Below are 22,992 nucleotides of genomic sequence, written 5' to 3'. Positions count from 1 at the left end.
GGATGCTGCCTTCAAATAGAGGTCAACATTTTTTTATCGGCGCGCTCAGTGGGATATTGGCGAACGTACTATTGGGGTTGTCTTCAGTTTTTTGGAAGTATATTGGGGCTTTGAGTGCATTGGCATTGCTCAGCTATAGGGTTTACTTGTCTTTGGTCACAGTGTTTCTTGTCGTGTACGCTGGTCGGGAACTAAGGCCGCTTTTTGCTCAACTTAACATTAGGCTACTATTTTTACATGCCGTCGCAGCCATTCTGATAGCGATCAACTGGGGGGTGTTTATATGGGCATCTGTCCACGGTCGGGTACTTGAAAGCAGTCTCGGTTATTTGGTGGCGCCAATTTTAAGTATCGCGATGGGTGTCATTGTTTATAAAGAGCCAGTCACGGTGTTTAAAGCTGTGGCAGTGTTGGTTATGCTGATTAGTGTGGTGAGTCTTTTTGTGTTGAGTAACGATCTTGATATGAGAGTTTATCTAGGTATCGGCCTTGCTTGGGGTTTTTATTCGTGTCTGAAAAAAATGACATCTTTGAATGTTTTTAGCGGTTTGTTGTTGGAGTCTCTTGTGCTTTCTATTTTTTGCACTTTGATTTTTGTTTTTTTAGATCTCGGTATGACGATTCCTGATGATTTTGGTTTGTGGCGCACGCTTCTTGTTTTTAGTTGTGGGATCGTATCAATTGTTCCGTTGGCGCTGTTTTCGTTTTCAGCTAAAAGGCTTTCTGTGATGTCTATGGGGTTGTCGCAGTTTGTATTGCCACTCACGCAGTTTTTTGTGGCGACGATGATTTACAAGCAAGCTGCTTCTCCAGTAACTGTAATGGCTCTTTTAGCCGTAATAGTTGGATTGTTAGTGGTTGTGTTCGAGCCAATTCTTAAAAAGCTTTGTTTTTGTAGTGGCGGGGGGCAAGATGAAGTGTAAATACAAAGTCGTCGTAGTTGGCCTGGGTATTGTTGGAAGTGCTTCGCTTTGGAGGCTTTCGTGCTCTGAATGCGAGGTGCTTGGCGTCGATTCAGGGGCACCTGTAAACCTGTCGGCATCATCGCATGGCGCTTCCCGGATTTTTAGGCGTGCTTATTGGGAAGGTCAGTCTTACCTGCCATTGCTTTCCCAATCAGATAAATTGTGGCGTGAGCTTGACAGAACTTGTAGCAGGCATCTGATTTTTCATACTGGAGGGCTGTTTATTGGGCCGGTTACTTCAGGTGTTGTGCCAAAAAGTGCAGCCACCGCTCAGCAGGGTAATATCAATCATGCGTTGTTTTCTGCGGAGCGGACTGCTGAATTTTTCCCCGCGTTTCACATTCTTGAGGGGATGGAAGCGGTTTATGAAGACGGTGCGTACACTATTGCAGCGGATGATTCAAAGTTACATATGCTTAATTTGGCTGTGAGGAACGGTGCTGAAGTCCGATTTGGAACTTCAGTGGCGAGTATTATTAAAACCTCGCAGGGTATGGCGGTGCAGTTCGGTGGAGGGGAGCTTGTCCACACTGAACGAGTTATCTTGTCGACAGGCGCTGCTTTAGGTAATGCCCTGATTAGCGATCTCTCGGGATTGCTACAACCTAAAAGCGTACCCGTTTACTGGTTTAAACCAAAATCCAAGGAGGATTTGGATTTTTTAAAGGGATTCCCCGCTTTTTTGTATCAATTGCCAGACGGGCGCCTGCTTTATGGTACACCGGAAATCGGCACGGAAGAGCCAGGAGTAAAAATTGGGTTTCATAATTATCAACAGCTCCGATTTGATGCTGGCACGCACGCCCAGCCGGTAAAGGATAGTGATGTTGAGCAGATATCTGCCTGTGTCGAGCAGATATTTCCTGGATTGAATTCGATTCCATTTGCATCTAAAAAGTGCATATATACGATGAGTCAGGATGAGTCTTTTATAATCGGCGAGTCAGTGGATTTGTCAGGCGTATTTTACGTTTCTGCATGCTCCGGGCATGGATTTAAATTCGCCACGGGTTTGGGGGATGTGCTTGCGAGAGCTGCTTTAAATGGTTTTCTTTCAGAGGAAGTGTCGATATTTTGCGCAAGCAGGTTTTCTGTTAACAATAAGTAATGGTATTCAATAGTTACGAGGGAGTATGTGCTGGTCTCCGTTGTTGAGTGTTTCTCAGTGTTGATCAATAGTCGTCCCCACGATCCGTCACATCCTTCTCCACCATCAGCGCATCCGGACCCATCCCCACCGGAAACTTCCCCTTCAGATTCCAAGCAAACGCAATAATCTCGGCAATCGTCAGATACAGCTCCTGCGCAATGCTGTCCCCCAGTTCCATGCGCGCCAGCAGCCTCACCAATTCGGCATTTTCGTAGATCGGCACTTCGCAGTCGCGGGCGATCCGCAGGATTTCTTCCGCCAGTTCTTCGTCGCCCTTGGCGGTGAGGGTGGGGGCTTGGGTGCCGTCGTATTTGAGGGCGATGGCCTGGCGTGGGGCATTGGGGTTTTTCATGCGGTTTCGTCGACCCAGCGTTGTTCGAGGCGGGTTTGGGGGCCTTGGGGTGGTCTGCCGAGGTGGCAGTCCAGGTCGCCGACGTTCAGGCCGGCGGACAGCAGGCGGTCACGCAGCCCGGCCAGATTGCTTTCGATCAGGCTGGCGGTGTACGGCCGTTCGGCCCAGAGCTGGCCGCAGAGGCTGCCCTTGATCAGTTGTGCCTGGATTTGCAGGGGCCCCAAAGGCTCCATGGCGAAGGCCAGTTCGACTCGCCACAGCTGTTGCTTGGGTTCGCGTTCTTCGCGACGCTCCTTTGGCTGTTCTTTCTCGGGGGCGTCCTCGCGCTGGAACTTGACCTGCAAGGGCACGATGTCCTGCAGGTTGCGCATCGGGATTTCCAGTTGCCAGGTGCTCATCAGCCGTCCGTCGGCAGTGACGCCGGTTTGTTCCAGGCTCGACAGCTGATGGCTTTGCAGGCGTGAAACCGCAGCGGCGGCCAGGCGTAGCAAGTGTTCGAGGTCGTCTTCACCCTCGGCGCTTTGCAGCAGGCGTTCGGGCAGCGGGAAACCGCTCGGCGACGGTTTGGCACTGACCTGACCGAGCATGCCCAGGGCATTGCGGACAAAATTCGGCATGGCCTGGGCCAGGGTGTTGGCGGCGATGGTCGCGCCGAGGTTGGTGTGGGCCGGTAAGCCCTGACTCAACTGCGCAACCAGTTTGAGCAGGTCGCCTTTCATGTCCGGTGCGAGTGTCGGGTTTTGCCCTTTCAGCAGTTTGCTTTCGAGGAACGCACCACTGCTGGCCAGCGCCAGGGCCAGGCCCTTGGGGGTGCTCAGTTGCTGGACATCCGGCAGGCCTGCGAGCAACCGGGCAGCGGCGCTGCGCAGTTCGGTGGAGGTCTGGTCCGAGGGCGCAAGGTTCTGCAGGAGTTTGAGCAAGCCATCCAGCGAACCTTGGCGGCTTTGCTGGTCGACCAGTTGCCGGGTGACCGCGAGTTGTTCCTGGCGGCTGCTCAGTGGTACGAATTTCAATGTCTGGCTGTCTTGCACCTGCGCGCTCAACAAGGTGCCGATGCGCAAGGGCTGCGGACTGTCGATGCTCAGGGTGCTGCCGCTCAACGCGGTGTTGAGCAGGCTCACCATCGAGCGAAACACCATGGGCTGTCCGGGCACTTGCGGCAGCACTTGCGAGGTCAGCACCTTGCCCTGCAGCAGGGTGCCAACGGGCAGTTGCGCGGTGTCGAGGCGGGTGAGGGTGGCGACGCTGGAGGCGATGGCCTGTTGCACCGTCACGGCCAGGTTGCCGGCCGAGGGCTGGGTGACGAGCAGCATGGTGCCCAGGGCCAGCGGTTGATTACTGGTGGTCTGGACCGTGGTCTGGCGGCCGCTGTCGAGGGTGACCTTGAGCAGCATTTGGAAAGTCTGATCCGCCTGCTTGAGTGACAACACTTCGGCCTGGGCGGTTTGACCGACGCTGATCAGCCCCTCCACGGGCGTCAGCAGCTTGAGCAGCTCACCGCTGAGCACCTGCGGGCGTGAGGTCGCCGGGAGGGCCTGCGGCAGCGGGAGGATGTTCATTTCGCCTGTCATACGCGGTCACAACCTGAGGAAAATGCACTCTTTAGAGTAGGGCCTGGCATGTATAATGCCGCGCCGTTGTATCCAAAAATGGCGAAAACTTTGCAATTGTTTGACGCAGCTCTCTAGAACAAGACGTCATTGCAACTATGCTGCATCTCTTTAACGGCCGCGCCCGTGCCGACTTGAACCGTATAAGGCCCGTGAACCCTTGACCAGTCCTGTCCTGCAAACCGTTGCCCTTGCCTGTGAGCGAGACCTTCGGCTGCTCTTCGAAAATCTCGATTTGAGACTGGCCAGTGGCGAAATGGTGCAAATCAGTGGCCCCAACGGCAGTGGCAAGACCAGCCTGCTGCGCCTGCTCTCGGGGCTGATGCAGCCGACCGCCGGTCAGGTGCTGCTCAACGGCCAGCCGCTGAACGAGCAACGCGGCGAACTGGCGCGCAACCTGCTGTGGATCGGCCACGCGGCCGGGATCAAGGATTTGCTGACGCCGGAAGAGAATCTGAGCTGGCTGTGTGCCTTGCATCATCCGGCGACCCAGGAGGCAATCTGGCAGGCGCTGGCTGCGGTGGGGCTGCGCGGATTCGAGGATGTCCCTTGTCACACCCTGTCTGCCGGTCAACAGCGCCGCGTCGCGCTGGCGCGTCTGTATCTGGATAGCCCGCCGCTGTGGATCCTCGATGAACCCTTTACCGCCCTCGACAAGCAGGGCGTGGCGCAGCTCGAAGAACACCTGGCCGGCCACTGCGAACGCGGCGGCATGGTGGTGTTGACCACTCATCACACGCTGAGCCGGATGCCGGCCGGTTATCGCGACATCGATCTGGGGAGCTGGGCCGTATGAGTGTGTTCGGCCTGTTGGTCGCCCGCGAGGCGCGTCTGCTGTTTCGCCGTCCGGCGGAGCTGGCCAATCCGCTGGTGTTCTTTGCCATTGTCGTTTCGCTGTTCCCGCTGGCCGTCGGACCCGAGTCTCAATTGTTGCAAACCTTGTCTCCGGGGTTGGTCTGGGTGGCGGCACTTTTATCGGTTCTGCTCTCGCTGGACGGGCTTTTCCGCAGTGATTTCGAAGACGGATCCCTTGAACAGTGGGTCCTTTCGCCGCACCCCCTGCCTCTTCTGGTTTTGGCCAAGGTGCTGGCACACTGGGCTTTCTCCGGCTTGGCACTGGTTTTGCTCGCGCCCTTGCTGGCGCTGATGCTCGGTTTGCCTGCCGCCTGTCTGCCGGTGTTGCTGCTTTCGTTGCTGCTCGGTACACCGGTACTGAGCCTGCTCGGTGCGGTGGGCGCGGCGCTGACGGTCGGTTTGAAGCGCGGTGGCCTGTTGCTGGCCCTGCTGATTCTGCCGTTGTACATCCCGGTGTTGATCCTTGGCAGTGGCGCCTTGCAGGCAGCCTTGCAGGGGATGCCGGCGACCGGTTATCTCCTGTGGCTTGGTAGCCTGACCGCCCTGGCGATAACCCTGACACCTTTTGCAATAGCCGCTGGCCTGAAGATCAGCGTCGGCGAATAATGAGGTCTGGTCGTTTTTTGACCAGTAAAGGCCCTGGCTCTTCACAGTAAAGAGCAACCGTGATGGAAACAGTATGAACTGGACGTGGTTTCACAAGCTCGGCTCGCCCAAATGGTTTTACGGCATCAGCGGCAAAATGCTGCCCTGGCTGAGCGTTGCGGCCTTGCTGCTGATCAGCGTTGGCGTGGTCTGGGGCCTGGCCTTCGCGCCGCCGGACTATCAGCAGGGCAACAGCTTTCGCATCATCTATATCCACGTTCCGGCCGCCATGCTGGCGCAGTCCATCTACGTGATGCTGGCGGTGTGCGGCATCGTCGGGCTGGTGTGGAAGATGAAACTGGCCGACGTCGCCCTGCAATGCGCGGCGCCCATCGGTGCCTGGATGACAGCGGTTGCGCTGATCACCGGGGCGATCTGGGGCAAACCGACCTGGGGCTCGTGGTGGGTCTGGGATGCACGCCTGACGTCCATGCTTATCCTGCTTTTCCTGTACTTCGGTCTCATTGCGCTGGGCAACGCGATCAGCAATCGTGACAGCGCGGCCAAGGCCTGTGCGGTGCTGGCGATTGTCGGCGTGATCAACATCCCGATCATCAAGTACTCGGTGGAGTGGTGGAACACCCTGCACCAGGGCGCGACCTTCACCCTCACCGAAAAACCGGCAATGCCCGCCGAGATGTGGCTGCCATTGCTGCTGACGGCGCTGGGTTTCTACTGTTTCTTCGGTGCGGTGCTGTTGTTGCGCATGCGTCTTGAAGTGCTCAAGCGCGAAGCCCGGGCCAGTTGGGTCAAGGCCGAAGTGGAAAACAGCCTGGAGGTCGCTCGATGAGTTTTGCTTCATTCGGCGACTTCATCGCCATGGGTCATCATGGCCTGTATGTCTGGTCAGCCTATGGCATCTGCCTGGCGGTATTGGCCCTCAACGTGGCGGCGCCGATCCTGGCCCGCAAGCGGTATCTGCAACAAGAGGCGCGTCGTTTGCGCCGGGAGAACGGCAAGTGAATCCGCTGCGCAAAAAGCGTCTTATCATCATTCTCGCTATCCTGGTCGGGGTCGGCGCTGCCGTCGGCCTGGCCCTGAGCGCCCTGCAGCAGAACATCAATCTGTTTTACACCCCCACCCAGATCGCCAACGGCGAAGCCCCGCATGACACGCGCATCCGCGCCGGTGGCATGGTCGAGAAGGGCTCGCTGGAGCGCTCCAGCGATTCCCTGGATGTGAAATTCGTCGTCACCGACTTTAATAAGTCCGTAACCATCACCTATCGCGGCATCCTTCCGGACCTGTTCCGCGAAGGGCAGGGCATCGTCGCCCTGGGCAAGCTCAATGCCGATGGCGTGGTGGTGGCCGATGAAGTGCTGGCCAAGCACGACGAGAAGTACATGCCGCCGGAAGTGACCAAGGCGTTGAAAGACAGCGGTCAATCGGCTCCAACGCCCGCGAAGGAGGGTTGATCCATGACATCCGGCATCTTTATTCCCGAACTGGGTCATCTGGCGATGATCCTGGCCCTGTGCTTCGCCCTGGCCCAGGCCGTGGTGCCGCTGTTCGGTGCCTGGCGCGGTGACCGCCTGTGGATGAGCCTGGCCCAGCCGGCCGCGTGGGGGCAGTTCAGCTTTCTGTTGTTTGCCTTCGGTTGCCTGACCTACGCCTTCATGGTCGATGACTTCTCCGTGGCCTATGTGGCCAACAACTCCAACAGCGCCTTGCCGTGGTACTACAAGTTCAGCGCGGTGTGGGGCGCCCACGAAGGTTCCCTGCTGTTGTGGGCCTTGATTCTCGGTGGCTGGACCTTCGCGGTGTCGGTGTTCTCCCGGCAGTTGCCACAGGTCATGCTGGCCCGCGTGCTGGCGGTGATGGGGATGATCAGCACCGGTTTCCTGCTGTTCCTGATCATGACCTCCAACCCGTTCAAACGCATCCTGCCGCAAATGCCCAGCGACGGTGCCGACCTCAACCCGCTGCTGCAAGACATCGGCCTGATCGTGCACCCGCCGATGCTGTACATGGGCTACGTCGGCTTCTCGGTGGCCTTCGCCTTCGCCATCGCCGCGCTGATGGGCGGTCGCCTGGATGCCGCGTGGGCGCGCTGGTCGCGTCCGTGGACCATCGTGGCCTGGGCGTTCCTCGGCATCGGCATCACCCTCGGTTCGTGGTGGGCGTACTACGAACTCGGCTGGGGCGGCTGGTGGTTCTGGGACCCGGTGGAAAACGCCTCGTTCATGCCATGGCTGGTGGGTACCGCGCTGATTCACTCGCTGGCGGTCACGGAAAAACGTGGCGTGTTCAAGAGCTGGACCGTGTTGCTGGCCATCGCTGCGTTCTCGTTGAGCCTGCTGGGCACCTTCCTCGTGCGTTCCGGCGTGTTGACCTCGGTGCACGCCTTTGCCTCCGATCCGGAGCGCGGCGTGTTCATCCTGATTTTCCTGCTGTTCGTGGTCGGCGGTTCATTGACGCTGTTCGCCCTGCGCGCGCCGGTGGTCAAGAGCCAGGTCGGCTTCAATCTCTGGTCCCGGGAAACCCTGCTGCTGGGCAACAACCTGGTGCTGGTGGTGGCCGCCTCGATGATCCTGCTGGGCACCTTGTACCCACTGATTCTCGATGCCATGACCGGTGCCAAGCTGTCGGTCGGCCCGCCGTACTTCAACGCGCTGTTCATTCCGTTGATGGCGTTGTTGATGGTGGTGATGGCGGTCGGCGTGATCGTGCGCTGGAAAGACACCCCGGTGAAATGGCTGCTGAGCATGCTGACTCCGGTATTGCTCGGCAGTGCGGCCATGGCCGTGGTGGCTGGTGTCGCGTACGGCGACTTCAACTGGGCAGTGCTCGCGACCTTCATGCTCGCCGCCTGGGTGCTGTTGGCCGGTGCGCGTGACATTGTCGACAAGACCCGCCACAAAGGCCTGATCAAAGGCCTGCCGACCCTGACCCGCAGCTACTGGGGCATGCAGATCGCACACCTGGGCATTGCCGTGTGTGCGCTGGGCGTCGTGCTGTCGAGCCAGAACAGTGCCGAGCGTGACCTGCGCCTGGCGCCGGGCGAGTCCATGGACCTGGCCGGTTATCACTTCATCTTCGAAGGCGCCAAGCACTTCGAAGGCCCGAACTTCACGTCCGACAAGGGCACCGTCCGGGTGATCCGCAACGGCAAGGAAATCAGCGTGCTGCACCCGGAAAAACGCCTGTACACCGTGCAGAACTCGGTGATGACCGAAGCGGGCATCGACGCCGGTTTCACCCGCGACCTCTATGTCGCCCTCGGTGAACCGCTGGGTAACGGTGCCTGGGCTGTGCGTGTACACGTCAAACCGTTCGTGCGCTGGATCTGGTTCGGTGGTTTGCTTACGGGTTTCGGTGGTTTGCTGGCGGCGCTGGATCGGCGTTATCGGGTCAAGGTAAAAAGCCGCGTGCGCGAAGCACTGGGTATGTCGGGAGCCACTGCATGAAGCGTTGGTTGATGTTGTTGCCACTGGCGATTTTTCTGGTGGTTGCCGTATTTCTCTACCGTGGGTTGTACCTGGATCCGGCCGAGTTGCCTTCGGCCATGATCAACAAGCCGTTTCCGGAGTTTTCCCTGCCGGCGGTGCAGGGCGACAAGACCCTGACCCGTGCCGACATTCTGGGCAAGCCAGCGCTGGTCAACGTCTGGGGCACCTGGTGCATTTCCTGCCGGGTCGAGCACCCGGTGCTGAACAAGCTGGCCCAGCAGGGCGTGGTGATCTACGGCATCAACTACAAGGACGTCAACGCCGATGCCTTGAAGTGGCTGACGGACTTCCACAACCCGTATGTACTGGACATCCGTGACGACCAAGGCTCGCTGGGTTTGAACCTCGGCGTGTACGGCGCGCCGGAGACCTTCTTCATCGACGCCAGGGGCATCATCCGTGACAAGTTCGTCGGCGTGATCGACGAGCAGGTCTGGCGCGAAAAACTGGCGGGCAAGTACCAGGCGCTGGTCGACGAGGCCAAGCCATGAAGCGCTGGATCGCTGCCGCTGTCCTGGGCTTGAGTTTGGCCGGTGTGGCCCACGCGGCCATCGACACCTATGAGTTTGCCAAGGAAGGTGACCGCGAGCGTTTCCGCGAACTGACCAAGGAGCTGCGTTGCCCCAAGTGCCAGAATCAGGACATCGCCGATTCCAACGCACCGATTGCCGCCGACCTGCGCAAAGAGATTTTCCGCATGCTTGGCGAGGGCAAGGACAACCAGCAGATCATCGACTTCATGGTCGACCGCTACGGTGACTTCGTCCGCTACAAACCTGCGTTGAACGCCAAGACTGCCTTGCTCTGGTTCGGCCCCGCCGGCCTGTTGCTGGGGGGCGTCGTGATCATCGCGGTGATCGTCCGTCGTCGTCGCGTGCAACGCGCCGGCACCCCGGGCTCGCTGTCTGCCGAGGAGCGCTCGCGCCTCGACCACCTGTTGGATAAAACCAAGAATGATTGATTTCTGGCTCGCTGCAGGTCTGCTGCTTCTGGTTGCCCTGAGTTTTCTGTTGATCCCGGTGCTGCGCAGTCGTCGTGCCCAGCGTGAAGAGGATCGTACCGCCTTGAACGTCGCGCTTTATCAGGAGCGCGTGGCTGAGTTGCAGACTCAGCAGGAAGAGGGCGTGCTCGATGCGGCGCAAATGGACGCCGGTCGCGCCGAAGCCGCCCGTGAGTTGCTGGCGGACACCGAAGGCGTCGACGCGCCGCGGGTGTCACGACTGGGCAAACCCTTGCCGTTGCTGGCCGCCGTTCTGGTGCCGGTGCTGGGCCTGGGGCTGTACATGCATTACGGCGCCAGCGACAAGGTCGAACTGACCCGCGAATTCTCTCAGGCACCCAAGTCGATGGAAGAGATGACCCAACGCCTGGAGCGCGTGGTCGCCGCTCAACCGGATTCCGCCGAAGGCATGTATTTCCTCGGTCGCACCTACATGGCGCAGGATCGCCCGGCGGACGCGGCGAAGATGTTCGAGCGCACGGTGAACCTGGCTGGTCGTCAGCCCGAACTGCTCGGTCAATGGGCCCAGGCGCAGTACTTCGCCGATGGCAAGAAGTGGTCGGACAAGGTCCAGGCCCTGACCGACGAAGCGCTCAAGGCCGATCCGAAAGAAGTCACCAGCCTTGGCCTGCTCGGCATTGCCGCGTTTGAAGGCGAACATTATCAGGACGCCATCGATTACTGGAATCGCCTGTTGGCGCAGTTGCCCCCGGACGACCCGTCCCGGGAGGCGCTGCAAGGCGGGATCACCCGGGCCACGGAGAAACTGGTGGCCAGTGGTGGCAAGGTTGCGCAAGCACCGGCGCCCAAGAGCGCGGCGCTGCTCAAGGTCAGCGTCGATCTGGCGGCGGAGCTCAAAACCAAGGTCCAGCCTGGCGACAGCGTGTTCATCTTCGCCCGTGCGGTCTCCGGTCCGCCGGCCCCGCTGGCGGTCAAGCGCATGACCGTGGCCGACCTGCCGGTGACCGTCGAGCTGAGCGATGCCGACGCGATGATGCCGCAATTGAAACTGTCGAACTTCCCTGAAGTCCAACTGGTTGCGCGCATTTCCCGAGCCGGCAAACCGACCGCCGGCGAGTGGATCGGTCGCAGCCAGCCTTTGGCCAGCAGCACCACCGCGCAGCAAACACTGACTATCGACAGCCCGGACAAATAACAGGAAAACGCTACCATGACCGCCATCGCTCGTATTGCCCTGCTCAGCGTCGTTTTGGGGTTAAGCGCTTGTGCGGTCCAGCGACCACCGGAGCAAACGGCTCCGCCGCCGATACCGCCGTCGCAGCCCAGCCCCACGCCATCGACGTCGCCGGTACCGAGCAAGCCGTCTGTTCCGGTAAAACCCTCCAAGCCGCTGCCACGCACGTCTGCCAGCTTTGCGCCACCACCGGGGGGCAATAGCCATTGGGATCCGAAGCTTGGGGTTTATGTGCTTGATGATCAGCCCAATACCTTTTATCGCCAGCGCACCTATTACCGTTGGGATAACGGCTGGAGCCGGTCGATCAGTCCGAAGGGGCCGTGGGAGGAGACTGATATTCACGGTGTACCGGGTGGGCTTGGGCGGCAATTCGGGCAGTGAGGCACTAAGGCGACTTTCGGGTCGCCTTTTTTGTGCCTGCTGAAATGTGATTGTTGGGTTAGTGCTGAACCCCTGTGGGAGCGGGCTTGCCCGCGAAGGCGGCCTGATAGCCGACCTGTCTTTTGTTGACTGTGTACATATCCGGTTCTTCGGTAACGGCGGCTTATGGTTTCGCCCTTACGGCGACTCCTTTTTTTACAAGCGCCTAAAAAAGGAAGCAAAAAACGCTCGCCCCGAACGTACGGCCCCTCGCTGAGGCTCGGGGTTCCTTCGCTCCGGTGTCCATCCGGGGGCATTGCCCTCCGGTCGGCTTCGCTTCGACCTACATGCAATGAGTTCGACTGCGTCGAACGGCGCTGCGCGCCCATCCCCGGATGAACACCTGCGCTCAGCCTGCCGAGGGGGCGGGTGGATCAAGATCAAGAGCGGCAGGCGAGCTAACGCTCGGCCTGTTGAGTGGTGAAGAGCGTTTGTGTACGCCGACCAACTGTAGGAGCCGGCTTGCCGGCGATAGCGGTGTGTCAGGTGCTGCAGGGGTGGCGCCATCGCCGGCAAGCCGGGCTCCTACAGGGAGATGTGTGAAGCCTCGCGACCAGGCCGGTCGGTAGGTCGCCTCGCTTTGGCTTTAGCCAAACACCGCCCGCAACTGCGCTGCGAGCTGTGTCATCCGAACCTGAGCCTATACCGTGATCGAGTGGAAAACCTGCTGGTGCAACGGGTGCAGGTGATGGATCATTCGCCGGGCCAGCGGGCTGATCGGGTGCAAGCGCAGTCAGGATGGTTTGCCGGTGTTCCAGCAAGTGTGGCGGCAAATGAAGAGGGTGTTTTGATGGCGGGCAGGTTGATCTATCTCATCGGGCCTTCAGGTTCGGGCAAGGACAGCCTGCTGGATGCCGCGCGAACGCGGTTGGCCGAACGCGGCTGCCGGATCGTGCGCCGGGTCATTACCCGCTCGGCCGAAGCCGTGGGCGAGGCGGCGCTGGGTGTCAGTGCGCAGCAATTCACCGATATGGAAGCTCAGGGCGCGTTTGCCCTGAGCTGGCACGCCAATGGGTTGTCCTATGGCATCCCGCGGGAAATCGACGATTGGCTGGCCGCCGGCGAGGACGTGCTGGTCAATGGCTCTCGGGGGCATTTGCAGAGCACGCGCCTGCGCTATCCAGACGTATTGGTGCTGTTGTTGACTGTGGATCAAGCGGTACTGCGCCATCGCTTGCTGGAGCGCGGGCGAGAATCGTTGATCGAGATCGATCAGCGCTTGGCGCGCAATGCCCGCTTCAGCGAGCAACTTCTGGCGGACGACCCGACCGTACACGTGCTCGACAACTCTGGGTCGCTTGAGCAAACGGTCGAGCGTTTGCTGGTCTGCATTGACGAGTGACTGCCGGGATCGGACGACGAGCAATTACCTTCGTACGCCGCCAATGCAGGCAATGGCGCAGCCTGTGATCTTTTGATCTTGATTGAGCTGCCTGTCAGGCTTTCGTGCCCAACAACCCATGCACATACTCCACAAATGCCCGAGCCTTGGCGCTGGCCATTCTCCCGGTGGGGAACACAGCCCACAGGTCCTGGTTCGGCACTGTCCAGTCCTTCATCACTTCCCGGACCGAACCGTCGGCCAGTTCGGGCGCGAACATCCATTGCGAGGCCATGGTCAGTCCTTGATGGGCCAGCACGGCTTCACGCAGGCCTTCGGCGGCGTTGACACGGATCCGGCCGCTGACGGTCACCGATCGCTCCTCGCCGGCCTGGTTGAACTGCCAACTGGCACCGTCACCGAGGGTGTAGACGATTGCCTGATGCTTGCACAGGTCGGCGGGGCAGGTGGGGGCGCCGTGTTTTTCGAAGTACGCCGGTGTACCCAGTACCATGCGCCGGGATTCGGCGATCTTGCGCGCGGTCAGGCCTGAGTCGCTCAACGCGCCCATGCGCAGGGCGATATCGACGCCTTCTTCCACCAGATTGACGTTGCGATCGTCGAGCATCAGGTCGATGTTCAGCTCCGGGTGTTGCGCAAGGAAGGGGCCCAGGTGCGGAACGATGTGCAGCCGACCGAAGGTGACCGGCGCGCAGATACGCAGGTTGCCACTCAGCCCGCTGGCGCAACCGCGTGCGGCGTTGTCGGCCTCGTCGGCTTCTTCGATGGCACGCTTGGCCCGTTCGAAAAAGGCCAGCCCGGCCTCGGTGGGCGTCAGGCCCCGGGTCGAGCGCAGCAACAACCGTACCGCCAGCCGCGCCTCGAGTTGCGCGATGGTTTTCGACACGGCCGGCTGGCCGATGTTCAGGCGTCGTGCCGCGGCGGAAAACGAGCCGGTTTCCACCACGTAGACGAAGGTTTCCATTGCGCCGAGGCGGTCCATTGAGGGTCCTTGTGCAAAATCTTGAGGATGTCGCAAGTCAATGGTGTTAAGCCGTCGCCAACGATGCCTTTGGCGAAACGCTCAAGAACCGCAATAACGCCAGCAGTGGAAATGCACTACCGACGATCACGATCCACAGCCAGCCGCCCTGTTCGTACACGGCGCTGGCCACCGAAGAGCCGAAGGCGCCGCCGATGAAGATGCTGGTCATGTACAGGGCATTCAGGCGGCTGCGGCTTTTGCCGTCGAGGGCGTACACCGCACGCTGGCCGAGGACCATGTTCATCTGCACGCAGAAGTCCAGCACCACGCCAGTCACGGCCAGGCCGATGACGCTGTAGGCCGGATGGATGAACGCCGGCATAAAACTCAGGCTGGCGAACAGCAGGGCCAGCAACGACGCGATGCGGGTGTGGCCGGCATCGGCCAGGCGTCCGGCGATCGGGGCGGCAATGGCGCCGATGGCCCCCACCAGCGCGAAAACCGCGATCTCGCTTTGCGACAGTCCATGATTGCGTGCCAGCTCCAGCGGCACGGCGGTCCAGAACAGGCTGAATGTGGCAAACATGCAGCCCTGGTAAAACGCACGCTGACGCAGCACCGGTTGCTTGCGCAGCAGCGTCCATAGCGAACCCAGCAACTGGCCATAGGAAGCGCTGTGATCAGGCTCACGCTTGGGGATGGTCATGGCCAGCACGATGCTGATGGCCGCCATCAACACGGCGGCAATCACAAACATCGCGCGCCAGCCGAAGTGGTCGGCCACCACGCTGGACAACGGCCGGGCCAGCAGAATGCCGAGCAGCAAACCGCCCATGATCCCGCCCACTACACGGCCTCGGGTTTCTTCCGGCGCCAGGTGTGCGGCCAGTGGAATCAGGATCTGCACCGAAACCGAGCTGAACCCCACCAACAGCGAAATCAGCAAGAACACGTTCGGCTGATCGGTAAACGCCGCACCCAGCAGGCTGGCAATCGCCACCAGGGTGGTGATGATCATCAACCGGCGGTTCTCCAGCAGATCCCCCAGCGGCACCAGGAAAAACAGCCCCAGCGCATAGCCGATCTGGGTCAGGGAAACGATCAGGCTGGCCATGGTGTTGGTCAGGCCAATGTCCGGGGCAATCAGGCCGATGATCGGCTGGGCGTAGTAGATGTTGGCGACAATCGCGCCGCAACAGAAGGCGAACAGCAGCACCATGCCTCGGGTCATTGTCGCGGTGCCGTGGGGCACTTGGGTCGCTGGGTTCATAACGGGTCTCGCTCTACGGAAAGGAATGCGCGCAGGCTAACGGGCTGACTGAAACGGCGGAAGCGGGATTGGAGTGATAGCTATCATTCCATTGCGGAATGACTGACGAACGCATGTGTCGTGCGCCTAATGGCCTTGCGTCAAAAGGTCGAAGGTCAATGATACATTCACTACATCTTGTTCGATAGCGTGCTTATGTTCTCTCTCCACGTCTCATGACCTGAGGGCCGCTCCATGAATGTGAAGTTTCGTCAGCTGATTCGCCGGGTTTCAGTCGTCACCTTGATCAGCGTGTTCAGCGCTGGCCTGGCGCAGGCAGAAGACGCGCCAGGCACGCGCATCGGTGTGCGCGGCGAGATCACCGGTGTCAGTCCGGACGTTGTGAAGGTCCGCGCCAACAGCGGCGACAACCTGGTGATCAACCTGACCCAGGACACCAAGGTCCGCGCCGTGACCCTGGCCAATATCGAAGACATCAAGCCCGGCAGCTACATCGGCTCCGCAGCCATTCCCCAGGAGGACGGCACTCTCAAGGCCCTGGAGGTCCATGTGTTCCCGCCGGAGCTGGCCGGCAGTGGCGACGGTCATCGACCCTTCGATCTGGTCAAGGGCAGCAGCATGACCAACGGCAGCGTCGGCGACCTGGTGGTGAGCAATGGCCGGGTGCTGACCGTCAACTACAAGGGTGGCCAACAGAAGATCCTGGTGCCCGAAGACGTTCCCATCGTCAACCTGATGCCGGCCGATCGCAGTCTGTTGAAGGTGGGCGTGAAGATCGTGACCTTTGTCACGCAGGGTGCTGACGGCACGCTCACCGCTCAATCCATCTCGGCGGGCAAGGATGGCGTGACGCCGCCGATGTAGCCGACACATGGCAGAAACATACACGGAACACTGTAGGAGCGAGCCTGCTCGCGATGGAGTCACGGTCAACGCGTTTATTCAGAAAAAACGCATTATCGTTGACGTCCATCGCGAGCAGGCTCGCTCCTACAGGTGTTTATTGCGCATAAATCTGGTCGAAAATCCCGCCATCGTTGAAGTGGGTCTTCTGCACGGTACGCCAGTCACCGAAGGTCTTCTCGACGGACAGGAAGTCCACTTTCGGGAAACGGTCGGTGTACTTGGCCAGCACGGCCGGGTCACGCGGGCGCAGGTAGTTCGCTGCTGCAATCTCCTGGCCTTCCGGCGACCACAGGTACTTCAGGTATTCCTCGGCGGCGGCGCGGGTGCCTTTCTTGTCGACGGTTTTGTCGACCACCGACACCGGTGGCTCGGCTTCGGCGGAAACGCTTGGGTAGATGACTTCGAACTGATCGCGGCCGAACTCGCGGGCGATCATTTCCGCTTCGTTCTCGAAGGTCACCAGCACGTCGCCGATCTGGTTGGTCATGAAGGTGGTGGTGGCGGCGCGGCCACCGGTATCGAGTACCGGCGCTTGTTTGAACAGCTTGCCGACGAAGTCTTTGGCCTTGTTCTCGTCACCGCCGTTTTTCAGCACGTAGCCCCAGGCCGAGAGGTAGGTGTAGCGACCGTTACCGGAAGTCTTCGGGTTCGGCACGATGACTTGCACGCCGTCCTTGAGCAGGTCCGGCCAGTCTTTCAGGGCTTTCGGGTTGCCTTTGCGCACGATGAACACGGTGGCCGAGGTGAACGGCGCGCTGTTGTTCGGCAGGCGCGTGACCCAGTTGTCCGGGACCAGTTTGCCGTTGTCCGCCAGGGCGTTGATGTCAGTGGCCATGTTCATGGTGATGACATCCGCCGGCAGGCCGTCGATCACTGAGCGGGCCTGTTTGCTGGAACCGCCGAAGGACATCTGCAGGGTGATGTTTTCGTTGTGCTCGGCTTGCCAGTGTTTCTGAAACGCAGTGTTGTAGTCCTTGTAGAAATCGCGCATCACGTCGTACGAGACGTTGAGCAGCGTCGGTGCGGCTTGAGCCACGCTGGTCAGTGCCAGGCCAGCGGCCAGAAGAGAGGCGCCAAAGAGTTTTTTCACTGCGCAATCCTTGTTCTATTTAAAAGATGGGGCATTTTGCCAGCGACTATAACCGGGCTCGCATAGTCCTTTAAAGATTAAAAAACTATTTGCTTATTCCAGTTTTTTGAACAGTGCGTTGCCGCAACGGGAGCAGAATGCAGCACCCTGTTCGTGGCTGTTTTTCTTGCACACCGGGCAGTCGTGTTGAAGTTGATCGCCGCGCATGGCGTTGGCCAGTTCAGCGGTGAAAATCCCGGTTGGCACGGCGATGATCGAGTAACCGGTGATCATCACCAGCGACGAAATCACCTGGCCCAGGGGCGTCTTCGGCACGATGTCGCCGAAGCCCACGGTGGTCAGTGTCACGATAGCCCAATAGATGCCTTTGGGAATGCTGGTGAAGCCATGTTCGGGGCCTTCGATCACATACATCAGCGTGCCGAATACCGTTACCAGCGTGCAGACGCTGACCAGGAACACCACGATTTTTTGCTTGCTGCCGCGCAGCGCCGACATCAGGTAGTTGGCTTGCTTGAGATAAGGGCTGAGCTTGAGCACACGGAAGATCCGCAGCATGCGGATGATCCGGATTATCAGCAGATACTGCGCATCGGCGTAATACAGCGCGAGGATGCCGGGCACGATGGCCAGCAGGTCCACCAGTCCGTAAAAGCTGAAGGCGTAGCGCAGGGGTTTGGGCGAACAGTACAGGCGCAGGATGTACTCGCCGAGGAAGACCGCCGTGAAGCCCCACTCGATATAGGCGAGCACATCGGCGTAGTTGCGGTGAACGCTGTCGATGCTGTCGAGCATCACGATCACCAGGCTGGCGAGGATGATCAACAGCAGGATGCCGTCGAAGCGCCGACCCGCCTGGGTGTCGGTCTGGAAAATCATGACGTAAAGGTCTTCACGCCAGTGTTTGTTGCTGTCCATGGATAACGCCTGACTCGATGATCAGCGCAGCCTAGGTTGATTCTCCCCGGTAGCGCAAGGCGCGCTTTCGACCCTGGCTTTGCCGAGCATCTGAACAACCGTGCGGATCAGCCAGCAGGCAAGAATGAACGGCGCGGTCAGCGTGGGCAGACCCATGGCGGCAAACATCGGCGTCAGCAACAGCGCCAGGCCGATGCCGGCCAGCGGCAGCCACGGTTGGCGACGCTGGGAGCTGAAGGCGAGGGCGGCGAGTACGGCGTTGTAGCCGCCGAGGCCGAGCAGTGCGGTGTAGAAGTCGTGCTGCAGCAGGCTCCAGCCCATGCCCGCCACAGACGCCAACAACGCCCAGCAGAAGGCGCGGCGATCAGCGATCAGCAAGCCGGCGGCAATCATCGCACCGGCCAGCGGATGACCGAGGAACATCACCTGACCGATGCCTTTGAAAGGGGCGGCGAGCATGTTCAGGGGGCTGACCTCGATCAAATGCGCCTCTGTCGAGGGTGTGGCGAAGCACAGCAACACCCAGCTCAGCACCACGAATGGCGTGGTGTAGGCGGGGAGGTATTGGCTGAGGCGGACGCGCTTGAGCCACTGCTGGGTGAACATCGCGCTCAGGCCACCGGCGGCCAGAATCAGCGGCGGCATCATCGCCGACCAGGGGAAGTACAGGCTCAGCAACAGACCGAGCAGAACGCCGTTGTAGCTGAACAACCCGGCCTGACGGTCAGCCTTGGCGTAGTTGCGACGTTGCGCGGTGAGCAACCCGGCGACACCGCCGAGCAAGGCGCCGCCCAGTAAGGCGGGCGCGGTGAACAGGATTGCCAACAGGCACAGCAGGCCGCACAGCGGATTACGCTGGAGAAAGATCTGGCTGAAGCCGTTAAGCAAGGCTTCGGCCCAGTCGGGGCAGTGGGTGTTGAAGTGATTGGCAGGCATGGCAGGTCTGAATGTCAGTGAAACCGAGTTGCCTGCATCGCCGGCAAGCCAGCTCCTACAGAAATACGCTGTCCCTGTAGGAGCCGGCTTGCCGGCGATGAGGCCGGTATGGGCGCTAGATCAATGTCTCGATACGCAGAGAGTTAGTCGATCCCGGCTGCCCAAAGGGCACACCGGCGGTGATCAATAAGGTGTCACCACGCTGCGCCATGCCTTGGGCCTGGGCGATCTCCAGCGCGGTGGAGCAGACTTCATCGACCTGGCGCAGGCGATCGTTGACCACCGAGTGCACACCCCACGCCACGCTCAGGCGACGGGCGGTCTGCAGGTTCGGCGTCAGGTTGAGGATCGGCACGGTCGGCCGCTCCCGCGCCGCACGCAGGCTCGACGCGCCGGACTCGCTGTAATTCACCAGCACCGCCACCGGCAGCACGTTGCTGATGCGGCGAATGGCGCAACTGATCGCGTCGGAAACGGTGGCTTCGGCTTTCGGTCGGCTGACGTCGAGTTGAGTCTGGTAGTCCGGACCGTTTTCCACCTGGCGGATGATCTTGCTCATCATCTGCACGGCTTCGAGCGGGTATTCGCCGGACGCGGTTTCCGCCGACAGCATCACCGCGTCCGCCCCTTCGGCCACGGCGTTGGCGACGTCTGTGACTTCGGCGCGGGTGGGCGCCGGTGAGAAACGCATCGACTCCAGCATCTGCGTGGCCACCACCACCGGTTTGCCGAGCTGGCGGCAGGTGCTGATGATGTTCTTCTGGATCTGCGGCACGCTTTCGGCCGGCACTTCCACGCCCAGATCACCCCGGGCGACCATGATCGCATCGCTCAACTCGGCGATCTCGCGCAGTTGTTCAACGGCCGAGGGCTTCTCGATCTTGGCCATCAGGAAGGCCTTGTCGCCGATCAGGGTACGGGCTTCGCGGATGTCGTCGGGACGTTGCACGAACGACAGCGCGACCCAGTCCACGCCCAGCTCCAGACCGAAGGTCAAGTCGCGGCGATCCTTGGCGGTCAGCGGGCTCAGGTCGAGCACCGCTTGCGGCACGTTCACGCCTTTGCGGTCCGAGAGTTCGCCGCCATTGAGCACGGTGGTGTCGATGGCGTCGGCGTATTTGGTCACGACCCGCAGGCGCAACTTGCCGTCGTCCAGCAGCAGGTCCATGCCCGGCTCCAGTGCGGCGATGATTTCCGGGTGGGGCAGGTTGACCCGGCGCTCATCGCCCGGCGTGGCGTCGAGGTCCAGGCGCAAGGCCTGGCCGCGTACCAGTTGCACCTTGCCTTCGGCGAACTTGCCGACCCGCAGTTTCGGGCCTTGCAGGTCCATCAGAATGCCCAATGGATAATTCAGTTGGCGCTCGACTTCACGAATCCACTGGAAACGCTGGGCGTGGTCGGCGTGATCGCCATGGCTGAAGTTCAGGCGGAAGATATTGACCCCGGCCAGCACCAGCTCACGGATGTCGTCGATACCGTCGATGGCCGGGCCGAGCGTGGCGAGGATTTTGACCTTTTTGTCAGGCGTCATGTTTAGTGCTCTCAAGGATCAGAATGGCGCGGAAGTCGTTGACGTTGGTTCGGGTCGGCTCGGTGACGATCAGGGCGTCGAGTGCCTCGAAATAGCCGTAGCCATTGTTGTTGTCCAACTCGTCGCTGGCGCTCAGGCCCTTTGCGGCGGCGCGGGCGTAGCTGTCCGGGGTCATGATTGCGCCGGCGTTGTCTTCCGAGCCGTCGATGCCGTCGGTGTCACCGGCCAGCGCGTAGACGCCGGGCAGGCCTTTGAGGCTGTCGGTCAGGCTCAGCAGGAACTCGGCGTTGCGCCCGCCACGGCCATTGCCGCGCACGGTGACGGTGGTTTCACCGCCCGAGAGAATCACGCAGGGCGCCGCCAGCGGCTGACCGTGCAGGACGATCTGACGCGCGATGCCGGCGTGGACCTTCGCCACCTCGCGGGATTCGCCTTCGAGGTCGCCGAGGATCAGCGGGCTGAACCCGGCCTGACGGCATTTCACCGCCGCCGCTTCAAGGGATTGCTGCGGACGGGCGATCAATTGGAAGTGACTGCGTGCCAGGCTCGGGTCGCCGGGTTTGACGGTTTCCGACTCGGGGCTTTGCAGCCAGGTGCGCACCGAGGCCGGAACCTCGATGGCGTAGCGTTTGAGGATCGCCAGGGCTTCGGCCGAGGTGCTCGGGTCGGCCACGGTAGGGCCGGAGGCGATGACCGTGGCCAGATCGCCCGGTACATCGGAAATCGCATAGGTGTAGACAGTGGCCGGCCAGCAGGCTTTGCCCAGGCGGCCGCCCTTGATCGCCGAGAGGTGCTTGCGTACGCAGTTCATCTCGCCGATGGTCGCGCCGGACTTGAGCAGGGCTTTGTTGATCGACTGTTTGTCGGCCAGGGTGATGCCTTCGGCCGGCAGCGCCAGCAGGGCAGAGCCGCCGCCGGAGAGCAGGAAGATCACGCGGTCGGATTCGTTGAGGTCGCTGACCAATTCCAGCACACGCTTGGCCACGGCCAGGCCGGCGGCATCCGGTACCGGGTGCGCGGCTTCGACCACTTCGATTTTTTCGCAAGGTGCGCCGTGACCGTAACGGGTCACCACCAGACCTGACACTTCACCCTGCCAGCAACGCTCGACCACCTGGGCCATGGCGGCTGCGGCTTTGCCGGCGCCGATGACGATCACGCGACCGCTGCGGTCGGCAGGCAGATGGGCTTCGAGGACTTGTTGCGGATGCGCCGCGTCGATGGCTGTGGCAAACAGCTCGCGCAGCAATTGTTGCGGATCGACCGACATGGCGGGCTCCCGGAATTCTTGTTATTTGAAGGGCAACTCGGTCCAGTGTGGGAGCGGGCCCTGTGGCGAGGGGGCTTGCCCCCGTTTGAGTGCGTAGCACTCACAAGATCTTCGGTTCATCAGAGATTTTGGGGCTGCTTCGCAGCCCAACGGGGGCAAGCCCCCTCGCCACAGGCCCGCTCCCACATGGGGATGGGGCAGGACTTACTTCTTGTCGCGAATCGAGAAGTTCGCCATGTGTTCCAGACCCTTGATCAGCGCCGAGTGATCCCAGTTGCTGCCACCGATAGCCGCGCAGGTGCTGAACACTTGCTGGGTGTTGGCGGTGTTCGGCAGGTTGATGTTCAGCTCTTTGGCGCCTTGCAGGGCAAGGTTCAGGTCCTTCTGGTGCAGGCTGATGCGGAAGCCTGGATCGAAGGTGCCCTTGATCATGCGCTCGCCGTGCACTTCGAGGATCTTCGAGGAGGCGAAACCGCCCATCAGTGCTTCACGTACCTTGGCTGGATCGGCACCGTTTTTCGATGCGAACAGCAGGGCTTCGGCCACCGCCTGGATGTTCAGGGCCACGATGATCTGGTTGGCCACCTTGGCGGTTTGACCGTCGCCGTTGCCACCGACCAGGGTGATGTTCTTGCCCATGGCCTGGAACAGCGGCAGGGCGCGTTCGAAGGCGTCGGCATCGCCACCGACCATGATGCTCAGCGTCGCCGCCTTGGCGCCGACCTCGCCACCGGAGACCGGAGCGTCGAGGTATTGCGCGCCTTTTTCGTTGATCTTCGCGGCGAAAGCCTTGGTGGCGGTCGGCGAGATCGAACTCATGTCGATCACCACTTTGCCTTTGCCTACGCCGGCAGCGATACCGTCGGCGCGGAACAGCACGTCGTCGACCTGCGGGGTATCCGGCACCATGACGATGATGAACTCAGCTTCCTGGGCGACTTCTTTCGGGTTCGCCAGAGCAACGGCGCCAGCAGCGACCAGATCGGCAGGGGCGGCGTCGTGGTGCGCCGACAGGAACAGGCTGTGACCGGCTTTCTGCAGGTTCAACGCCATTGGGTGGCCCATGATGCCGGTGCCGATAAATCCGATTTTAGCCATGAGAAAATCCTCGTTTTATTTGT

General features: G+C 60.6%; 24 protein-coding genes. 14 read left to right on the top strand and 10 right to left on the bottom strand.

Annotated elements, in window-relative coordinates; genetic code table 11:
- The first annotated feature begins 2 nt into the window (after positions 1 to 2).
- Both AB7M25_RS22175 and solA read left to right on the top strand, forming a co-directional pair.
- Positions 3 to 923 (top strand): EamA family transporter, encoded by a 921-nt coding sequence (locus AB7M25_RS22175; RefSeq protein ID WP_429560613.1) that lies wholly within the window; start codon positions 3 to 5, stop codon positions 921 to 923.
- On the top strand, positions 913 to 2,073 hold the full coding sequence (solA, locus tag AB7M25_RS22170; RefSeq protein WP_454237998.1) for an N-methyl-L-tryptophan oxidase: 1,161 nt from the start codon (positions 913 to 915) through the stop codon (positions 2,071 to 2,073). The genes AB7M25_RS22175 and solA overlap by 11 nt, the downstream gene beginning before the upstream one ends.
- Positions 2,074 to 2,137: 64 nt before the next feature.
- Here the strand turns inward: solA and AB7M25_RS22165 are convergent, their stop codons facing one another.
- Together AB7M25_RS22165 and fliK are read right to left on the bottom strand one after the other, a co-directional pair.
- Positions 2,138 to 2,467, bottom strand: coding sequence for an EscU/YscU/HrcU family type III secretion system export apparatus switch protein (locus tag AB7M25_RS22165; protein ID WP_429385820.1), 330 nt, complete (start codon positions 2,465 to 2,467; stop codon positions 2,138 to 2,140).
- Positions 2,464 to 4,038 (bottom strand): flagellar hook-length control protein FliK, encoded by a 1,575-nt coding sequence (gene fliK / locus AB7M25_RS22160; RefSeq protein ID WP_454237997.1) that lies wholly within the window; start codon positions 4,036 to 4,038, stop codon positions 2,464 to 2,466. Before fliK ends, AB7M25_RS22165 begins: the two co-directional genes overlap by 4 nt.
- A gap of 199 nt (positions 4,039 to 4,237) precedes the next feature.
- On the opposite strand from fliK, the gene ccmA reads away from it, so the two are divergent.
- The 11 genes from ccmA (at position 4,238) to phnN (ending at position 12,986) form a co-directional block, all read left to right on the top strand.
- Positions 4,238 to 4,873, top strand: a complete 636-nt coding sequence (gene ccmA, locus AB7M25_RS22155; protein WP_429385822.1) for a cytochrome c biogenesis heme-transporting ATPase CcmA — start codon at positions 4,238 to 4,240, stop codon at positions 4,871 to 4,873.
- Positions 4,870 to 5,538, top strand: coding sequence for a heme exporter protein CcmB (gene ccmB / locus AB7M25_RS22150; protein WP_007983326.1), 669 nt, complete (start codon positions 4,870 to 4,872; stop codon positions 5,536 to 5,538). The genes ccmA and ccmB overlap by 4 nt, the downstream gene beginning before the upstream one ends.
- A 73-nt stretch (positions 5,539 to 5,611) precedes the next feature.
- A complete protein-coding gene (locus AB7M25_RS22145) occupies positions 5,612 to 6,367 on the top strand; it encodes a heme ABC transporter permease (protein WP_258684896.1) in 756 nt (251 codons plus the stop codon).
- Positions 6,364 to 6,540, top strand: a complete 177-nt coding sequence (gene ccmD, locus AB7M25_RS22140; protein ID WP_007980758.1) for a heme exporter protein CcmD — start codon at positions 6,364 to 6,366, stop codon at positions 6,538 to 6,540. The genes AB7M25_RS22145 and ccmD overlap by 4 nt, the downstream gene beginning before the upstream one ends.
- Entirely contained in the window at positions 6,537 to 6,992 is a 456-nt protein-coding gene (ccmE, locus tag AB7M25_RS22135; RefSeq protein WP_116580366.1) for a cytochrome c maturation protein CcmE, read from the top strand. Before ccmD ends, ccmE begins: the two co-directional genes overlap by 4 nt.
- Positions 6,993 to 6,995: 3 nt before the next feature.
- Positions 6,996 to 8,984 (top strand): heme lyase CcmF/NrfE family subunit, encoded by a 1,989-nt coding sequence (locus tag AB7M25_RS22130; protein ID WP_429385823.1) that lies wholly within the window; start codon positions 6,996 to 6,998, stop codon positions 8,982 to 8,984.
- Positions 8,981 to 9,517: a DsbE family thiol:disulfide interchange protein gene (locus AB7M25_RS22125; protein WP_429516834.1), complete on the top strand. Its 537-nt coding sequence runs from the start codon at positions 8,981 to 8,983 to the stop codon at positions 9,515 to 9,517. The genes AB7M25_RS22130 and AB7M25_RS22125 overlap by 4 nt, the downstream gene beginning before the upstream one ends.
- Entirely contained in the window at positions 9,514 to 9,987 is a 474-nt protein-coding gene (locus tag AB7M25_RS22120; RefSeq protein WP_223461425.1) for a cytochrome c-type biogenesis protein, read from the top strand. The genes AB7M25_RS22125 and AB7M25_RS22120 overlap by 4 nt, the downstream gene beginning before the upstream one ends.
- Positions 9,980 to 11,182, top strand: coding sequence for a c-type cytochrome biogenesis protein CcmI (gene ccmI, locus AB7M25_RS22115; RefSeq protein ID WP_429516833.1), 1,203 nt, complete (start codon positions 9,980 to 9,982; stop codon positions 11,180 to 11,182). The genes AB7M25_RS22120 and ccmI overlap by 8 nt, the downstream gene beginning before the upstream one ends.
- A gap of 15 nt (positions 11,183 to 11,197) precedes the next feature.
- Complete coding sequence (locus tag AB7M25_RS22110; RefSeq protein WP_015096214.1) at positions 11,198 to 11,605, top strand: hypothetical protein; 408 nt, start codon at positions 11,198 to 11,200, stop codon at positions 11,603 to 11,605.
- 829 nt (positions 11,606 to 12,434) lie between these two features.
- Entirely contained in the window at positions 12,435 to 12,986 is a 552-nt protein-coding gene (gene phnN, locus AB7M25_RS22105) for a phosphonate metabolism protein/1,5-bisphosphokinase (PRPP-forming) PhnN (RefSeq protein ID WP_429516900.1), read from the top strand.
- 94 nt (positions 12,987 to 13,080) lie between these two features.
- Here the strand turns inward: phnN and AB7M25_RS22100 are convergent, their stop codons facing one another.
- Both AB7M25_RS22100 and AB7M25_RS22095 read right to left on the bottom strand, forming a co-directional pair.
- Positions 13,081 to 13,968, bottom strand: coding sequence for a LysR family transcriptional regulator (locus tag AB7M25_RS22100; protein ID WP_429560615.1), 888 nt, complete (start codon positions 13,966 to 13,968; stop codon positions 13,081 to 13,083).
- Positions 13,969 to 14,014: 46 nt separating this feature from the next.
- Entirely contained in the window at positions 14,015 to 15,220 is a 1,206-nt protein-coding gene (locus AB7M25_RS22095; protein ID WP_429516829.1) for an MFS transporter, read from the bottom strand.
- 234 nt (positions 15,221 to 15,454) lie between these two features.
- On the opposite strand from AB7M25_RS22095, the gene AB7M25_RS22090 reads away from it, so the two are divergent.
- The gene (locus AB7M25_RS22090; protein WP_429385833.1) at positions 15,455 to 16,084 is read left to right on the top strand and encodes a hypothetical protein; all 630 of its coding nucleotides are present in this window, start codon (positions 15,455 to 15,457) and stop codon (positions 16,082 to 16,084) included.
- Positions 16,085 to 16,220: 136 nt separating this feature from the next.
- On the opposite strand, the gene AB7M25_RS22085 is transcribed toward AB7M25_RS22090, so the two are convergent.
- The 6 genes from AB7M25_RS22085 to AB7M25_RS22060 all read right to left on the bottom strand — a co-directional run bounded on the left by AB7M25_RS22085 (position 16,221) and on the right by AB7M25_RS22060 (position 22,969).
- Positions 16,221 to 17,216: a sulfate ABC transporter substrate-binding protein gene (locus tag AB7M25_RS22085; protein WP_429385834.1), complete on the bottom strand. Its 996-nt coding sequence runs from the start codon at positions 17,214 to 17,216 to the stop codon at positions 16,221 to 16,223.
- A 93-nt stretch (positions 17,217 to 17,309) separates the two neighbouring features.
- On the bottom strand, positions 17,310 to 18,134 hold the full coding sequence (locus AB7M25_RS22080; RefSeq protein ID WP_454237996.1) for an ion transporter: 825 nt from the start codon (positions 18,132 to 18,134) through the stop codon (positions 17,310 to 17,312).
- 21 nt (positions 18,135 to 18,155) lie between these two features.
- Positions 18,156 to 19,070: an urea transporter gene (locus AB7M25_RS22075; RefSeq protein WP_429516827.1), complete on the bottom strand. Its 915-nt coding sequence runs from the start codon at positions 19,068 to 19,070 to the stop codon at positions 18,156 to 18,158.
- Positions 19,071 to 19,185: 115 nt separating this feature from the next.
- The gene (gene pyk, locus AB7M25_RS22070; RefSeq protein WP_007983282.1) at positions 19,186 to 20,601 is read right to left on the bottom strand and encodes a pyruvate kinase; all 1,416 of its coding nucleotides are present in this window, start codon (positions 20,599 to 20,601) and stop codon (positions 19,186 to 19,188) included.
- Complete coding sequence (locus AB7M25_RS22065) at positions 20,591 to 21,871, bottom strand: glycerate kinase type-2 family protein (RefSeq protein ID WP_007971416.1); 1,281 nt, start codon at positions 21,869 to 21,871, stop codon at positions 20,591 to 20,593. Before AB7M25_RS22065 ends, pyk begins: the two co-directional genes overlap by 11 nt.
- A 204-nt stretch (positions 21,872 to 22,075) precedes the next feature.
- On the bottom strand, positions 22,076 to 22,969 hold the full coding sequence (locus AB7M25_RS22060; protein WP_095963879.1) for a 2-hydroxy-3-oxopropionate reductase: 894 nt from the start codon (positions 22,967 to 22,969) through the stop codon (positions 22,076 to 22,078).
- Positions 22,970 to 22,992 lie beyond the last annotated feature (23 nt).

It is taken from the genome of Pseudomonas sp. AP3_22 TE3818 (assembly GCF_053628995.1).
Note: the sequence above shows the minus strand (reverse complement) of the source record. Positions and strands in the feature narration are given on the sequence as shown.

Bases quoted from the DNA above. Each gene is read 5' to 3' on its own strand.
- AB7M25_RS22120 (WP_223461425.1), top strand. From the start codon at position 9,514: ATGAAGCGCTGGATCGCTGCCGCTGTCCTGGGCTTGAGTTTGGCCGGT.
- AB7M25_RS22110 (WP_015096214.1), top strand. From the start codon at position 11,198: ATGACCGCCATCGCTCGTATTGCCCTGCTCAGCGTCGTTTTGGGGTTA.
- AB7M25_RS22075 (WP_429516827.1), bottom strand. From the start codon at position 19,070: ATGCCTGCCAATCACTTCAACACCCACTGCCCCGACTGGGCCGAAGCC.
- AB7M25_RS22130 (WP_429385823.1), top strand. From the start codon at position 6,996: ATGACATCCGGCATCTTTATTCCCGAACTGGGTCATCTGGCGATGATC.
- ccmI (WP_429516833.1), top strand. From the start codon at position 9,980: ATGATTGATTTCTGGCTCGCTGCAGGTCTGCTGCTTCTGGTTGCCCTG.
- phnN (WP_429516900.1), top strand. From the start codon at position 12,435: ATGGCGGGCAGGTTGATCTATCTCATCGGGCCTTCAGGTTCGGGCAAG.
- AB7M25_RS22175 (WP_429560613.1), top strand. From the start codon at position 3: ATGCTGCCTTCAAATAGAGGTCAACATTTTTTTATCGGCGCGCTCAGT.
- AB7M25_RS22060 (WP_095963879.1), bottom strand. From the start codon at position 22,969: ATGGCTAAAATCGGATTTATCGGCACCGGCATCATGGGCCACCCAATG.
- fliK (WP_454237997.1), bottom strand. From the start codon at position 4,038: ATGACAGGCGAAATGAACATCCTCCCGCTGCCGCAGGCCCTCCCGGCG.
- ccmD (WP_007980758.1), top strand. From the start codon at position 6,364: ATGAGTTTTGCTTCATTCGGCGACTTCATCGCCATGGGTCATCATGGC.
- ccmB (WP_007983326.1), top strand. From the start codon at position 4,870: ATGAGTGTGTTCGGCCTGTTGGTCGCCCGCGAGGCGCGTCTGCTGTTT.
- pyk (WP_007983282.1), bottom strand. From the start codon at position 20,601: ATGACGCCTGACAAAAAGGTCAAAATCCTCGCCACGCTCGGCCCGGCC.
- AB7M25_RS22080 (WP_454237996.1), bottom strand. From the start codon at position 18,134: ATGGACAGCAACAAACACTGGCGTGAAGACCTTTACGTCATGATTTTC.
- AB7M25_RS22065 (WP_007971416.1), bottom strand. From the start codon at position 21,871: ATGTCGGTCGATCCGCAACAATTGCTGCGCGAGCTGTTTGCCACAGCC.
- solA (WP_454237998.1), top strand. From the start codon at position 913: ATGAAGTGTAAATACAAAGTCGTCGTAGTTGGCCTGGGTATTGTTGGA.
- AB7M25_RS22100 (WP_429560615.1), bottom strand. From the start codon at position 13,968: ATGGACCGCCTCGGCGCAATGGAAACCTTCGTCTACGTGGTGGAAACC.
- AB7M25_RS22095 (WP_429516829.1), bottom strand. From the start codon at position 15,220: ATGAACCCAGCGACCCAAGTGCCCCACGGCACCGCGACAATGACCCGA.
- AB7M25_RS22165 (WP_429385820.1), bottom strand. From the start codon at position 2,467: ATGAAAAACCCCAATGCCCCACGCCAGGCCATCGCCCTCAAATACGAC.
- AB7M25_RS22090 (WP_429385833.1), top strand. From the start codon at position 15,455: ATGAATGTGAAGTTTCGTCAGCTGATTCGCCGGGTTTCAGTCGTCACC.
- AB7M25_RS22145 (WP_258684896.1), top strand. From the start codon at position 5,612: ATGAACTGGACGTGGTTTCACAAGCTCGGCTCGCCCAAATGGTTTTAC.
- AB7M25_RS22125 (WP_429516834.1), top strand. From the start codon at position 8,981: ATGAAGCGTTGGTTGATGTTGTTGCCACTGGCGATTTTTCTGGTGGTT.